Annotated in this window: 3 protein-coding genes; all 3 read right to left on the bottom strand. The window is 66.6% G+C overall.

Features of this window, described 5'->3' with window-relative positions:
* Window positions 1-242 precede the first annotated feature (242 nt).
* Window positions 243-920: a protein-L-isoaspartate O-methyltransferase family protein gene (locus BMZ69_RS30855; protein WP_244543631.1), complete on the bottom strand. Its 678-nt coding sequence runs from the start codon at window positions 918-920 to the stop codon at window positions 243-245.
* Between the two features lie 135 nt (window positions 921-1,055).
* Window positions 1,056-1,817, bottom strand: coding sequence for a 5'/3'-nucleotidase SurE (gene surE, locus BMZ69_RS30850; RefSeq protein WP_092163837.1), 762 nt, complete (start codon window positions 1,815-1,817; stop codon window positions 1,056-1,058).
* Window positions 1,818-1,821: 4 nt separating this feature from the next.
* Window positions 1,822-3,390, bottom strand: coding sequence for a serine--tRNA ligase (gene serS, locus BMZ69_RS30845; RefSeq protein ID WP_092163836.1), 1,569 nt, complete (start codon window positions 3,388-3,390; stop codon window positions 1,822-1,824).
* Window positions 3,391-3,612 lie beyond the last annotated feature (222 nt).

Below are 3,612 nucleotides of genomic sequence, written 5' to 3'. Positions count from 1 at the left end.
TCACCCACGGGCTTGGTGTCCCTCAGGGCTGTCGGTCTTCCACCTGCCACCGCAACCGCTGGTATAGCAGATGAGGCAAAATGAGAGTTACAAGGGTGAGGGACCGCCGCTGAACATTGGAACGAGGCAGTGCCGCTGCACCTTCTGCGGTTAGGGCAGGCCCTCATCCCTGCCCTCCCACACGGGAGAAGGGTTCCCCGCGGATGCGAGTTCTATCACCGCGTATTCGAAACGCGCGCGCCTCAGAGCGCCTGCGACAATCCCGGCGCCAGCGGCGGGATGCGGATGATCGGGCCCAGGGCGTGGTCGAAGCCGTCCTCGCTGCGGGTGACGATGACGAGCCGCCCTGCCCCCTCGACGCGCAGCGCGCCGACCAGCCGGCCACCAATCTCCAGCCGGGCGAGCAGCGCCTCCGGCACCGTCTGCATCACGCCGTTGACGAGGATGCGCTCGAAGCGGCCGAGCGTGCGATCGGGCTGGAAGCCATCGGCGTGACGGAGCTCGACCAGTTGGGCGAAGCCGCCGCCGGCAAGGCGCTCATGCGCGGCGAGCGCGAGCGTGCGGTAGCGCTCCAGCGAGACGACCCTGCCGCCCATCGCCGCGAGCAGCGCCGCGACATAGCCCGAGCCGGAGCCGATCTCGAGCACGCGGCAATCGGGCTTCATCTCCAGCGCGCCGACCAGCGCCGCGACCGTATGCGGCGCCGTCATGGTCTGACCGCAGGGAAGCGGCACGGAGACGTCCTGGCGGGCGAGATCGGCGAAGCGCGAGGGCGCGAAATGCTCGCGCGGCACGCGCTCCATCGCCCGCAGCAAGGCGAGGTCGCGCACGCCCCGCGCGCGCAGCGACAACAGGAAGGCGACGGTGCGTTCGCTCTCGCTGCTGGCGCCCTCCTCGGTCATCGGCAGGATGTCGTTCACAACCCATAGCCCTCATCCCGAGGAGCGATCGCAGATCGCGTCTCGAAGGATGCTCCAGAGATCACTGGAACCATCCTTCGAGACGCCGCTACGCGGCTCCTCAGGATGAGGGCTGAGGGAGACATGCAAACAGCCTCAGGCGAAGACGCGCGCGAAGCGCGTCATCGTCGGCTCATGCGTCAGGTCGAGCTCCAGCGGCGTCACCGAGATTTTGTTCTCGGCGAGGGCGCGCAGATCGGTGCCATTGGCCGGCTCGTTCTTGCCGCGCTGGAAGGCGATCCAGTAATAGGGATTGCCGCGCCCGTCGCGCCGCGGCTCCAGCCGCATCAGCTCCTGGTCGCGCCGACCCTGCGCCGTCACCGCGACGCCCGCGACTTCGGCGGGCGCGACGTTCGGGAAGTTGAGGTTGAACAGCACGCCCTCGGGAATCCCTTCCTCCAGCAGGCGGCGGATGATTCCCGGCGCATGCTGCAGGGCGCAGTCCCAGATGATCTTGGTGCGGTCGCCCGCCATATAGGCCTGGCTCACCGCGATCGAGGGGATGCCGAGCAGCGTGCCTTCCATCGCCGCGGCGATGGTGCCGGAATAGGTGACGTCCTCGGCGACGTTCTGGCCGCGATTGACGCCGGAAAGCACGAGATCGGGCTTCATCTCGGCCATGACCGAGCGCACCGCCATGATCACGCAATCGGTCGGCGTACCCTGGACGGCGAAGCGCTTCTCCTCGATCTGACGCAAGCGCAGCGGGTTCGACAACGAGAGCGAATGCGCCACGCCCGACTGGTCGGTCTCGGGCGCCACCACCCAGACGTCATCGGAGAGCTGGGCGGCGATCTGCTCGAGGATAGCGAGACCTTCGGCATGGATGCCATCGTCATTGGTCACCAGGATGCGCATGGGATCAGGCCGCCTTCTCGATGCGGGTGACCCCGCGCATATACGGAACCAGCGCGTCCGGCACGGTGATCGAGCCGTCGGCGTTCTGGTAGTTCTCCATCACCGCGATCAGGGCGCGGCCGACCGCCGTGCCCGAGCCGTTGAGGGTGTGGACGAAGAACGGGCCCTTGCCGTCCTTCGTCTTGTAGCGGGCGTTCATGCGCCGGGCCTGGAAATCGCCGCAGACCGAGCAGGACGAGATCTCGCGATAGGTCTTCTGGCCGGGCAGCCAGACCTCGATGTCGTAGGTCTTCTGCGAGGCGAAGCCCATGTCGCCGGTGCACAGCGTCATGACGCGATAATGCAAATCGAGCTTCTTCAGCACGGTCTCGGCGCAAGACAGCATGCGCTCGTGCTCTTCGCGCGATTTCTCCGGCGCGGTGATCGAGACGAGCTCGACCTTCTCGAACTGGTGCTGGCGCAGCATGCCACGCGTATCACGCCCGGCCGAGCCAGCCTCGGCCCGGAAGCAGGGGGTAAGCGCGGTGAAGCGGCGCGGCAGTTCTTCCTCGGAGAGGATGGACTCGCGCACGAGATTGGTCAGCGGGACTTCGGCGGTTGGGATGAGCCAATGCCCGCCCGCCGCTGCACCAAGCAGAACCTCACCGCGCGCCTTGCCATGGCGAGCCACGGCCAGCTCGCGCTTCAGCCGGTTGAAGAAGGCGGAGATCTGGTCGATCTCATCCTGGCGCAACTTGTGGTCGACTAGGGCCTGCACGACCGAGGCGAAGGTCGCCTGTTCGAGCTTGCCTTCCTCGGATGCCCAATCCTCCGCCAGCGACTCCCAGAGTTCCGCTGCAGGCCCGTGCGGCTTCAGATGCTCGGGCATATCATAGGCGAAGGCGTGGAACTGGTCGGCGGCAAACTTCGGCAGCTGCGCCGTGCCGAACATGGCATCGTCCCGCACCATCAGCGGCGGGTTGACCTCGGTGTAGCCATGCTCCTCGACATGGGTGTCAAGCATGAACTGGCCGATGGCCCGGTTGAGGCGCGCGATCTGCCGGTCGAGCACGACGAAGCGCGAGCCGGAGAGCTTGGCGGCCTTCTCGAAATCCATCTGGCCGAGGGCCTCGCCGAGCTCGTAGTGCTCCTTGATCTGATTGAAGCCGAACAGCCGGCCGCCGGTCTTCTCTGGCGGCTGGCCATGCGTGTGACCTTCGAGCACAACGTTGCCATGCTCGTCGGCGCCGTCAGGGACCTCGTCGAGCGGCGTGTTCGGGATCGCGGAGAGCTGGGCGTTCAGCGCCTCGACCGCGGCCTTCTCCTCGGCTTCCAGCGCCGGCACCTGCTCCTTGAGCGCGGCGACCTCGGCCTTGAGCTGCTCGGCGAGGGCGAGGTCCTTCTGGCCCATCGCCTTGCCGATCTCCTTGGAGAGGGCGTTGCGGCGCTCCTGCGCGGCCTGCGACTTGCCGATGGCGGCGCGGCGCTGATCGTCGAGCGCCAGCAGCGACGACGACAGTTTCTCAAGCCCGCGTCGCTGCAAGCCCCGATCGAACGCCTCAGCGTTCTCGCGAATCCATCTGATGTCGTACATCGCTCAAGCCGATCCGTTGTGGAATCGGCTGATCCTCTAGAGCATGCCGCGCCGGCACGGAAGCGTTCCGTCGGCGTGGCGCGGGTACGGGTGGGACAAGTGGGCGCGGGGAAGCCCTCCCCCTTGCGGATTTCTCTGCGAAAGGGTTCTGGCTTTGAGGTTTGATTGCTGATTCAGTTGGCCTGATCGGAGCGGGATGATCGGCATGTCGGATCAGATGTC

The organism is Allobosea sp. CRIB-10 (assembly GCF_900112185.1).
In the GTDB taxonomy this organism is placed as follows: Bacteria; Pseudomonadota; Alphaproteobacteria; order Rhizobiales; family Beijerinckiaceae; genus Allobosea.
Note: the sequence above shows the minus strand (reverse complement) of the source record. Positions and strands in the feature narration are given on the sequence as shown.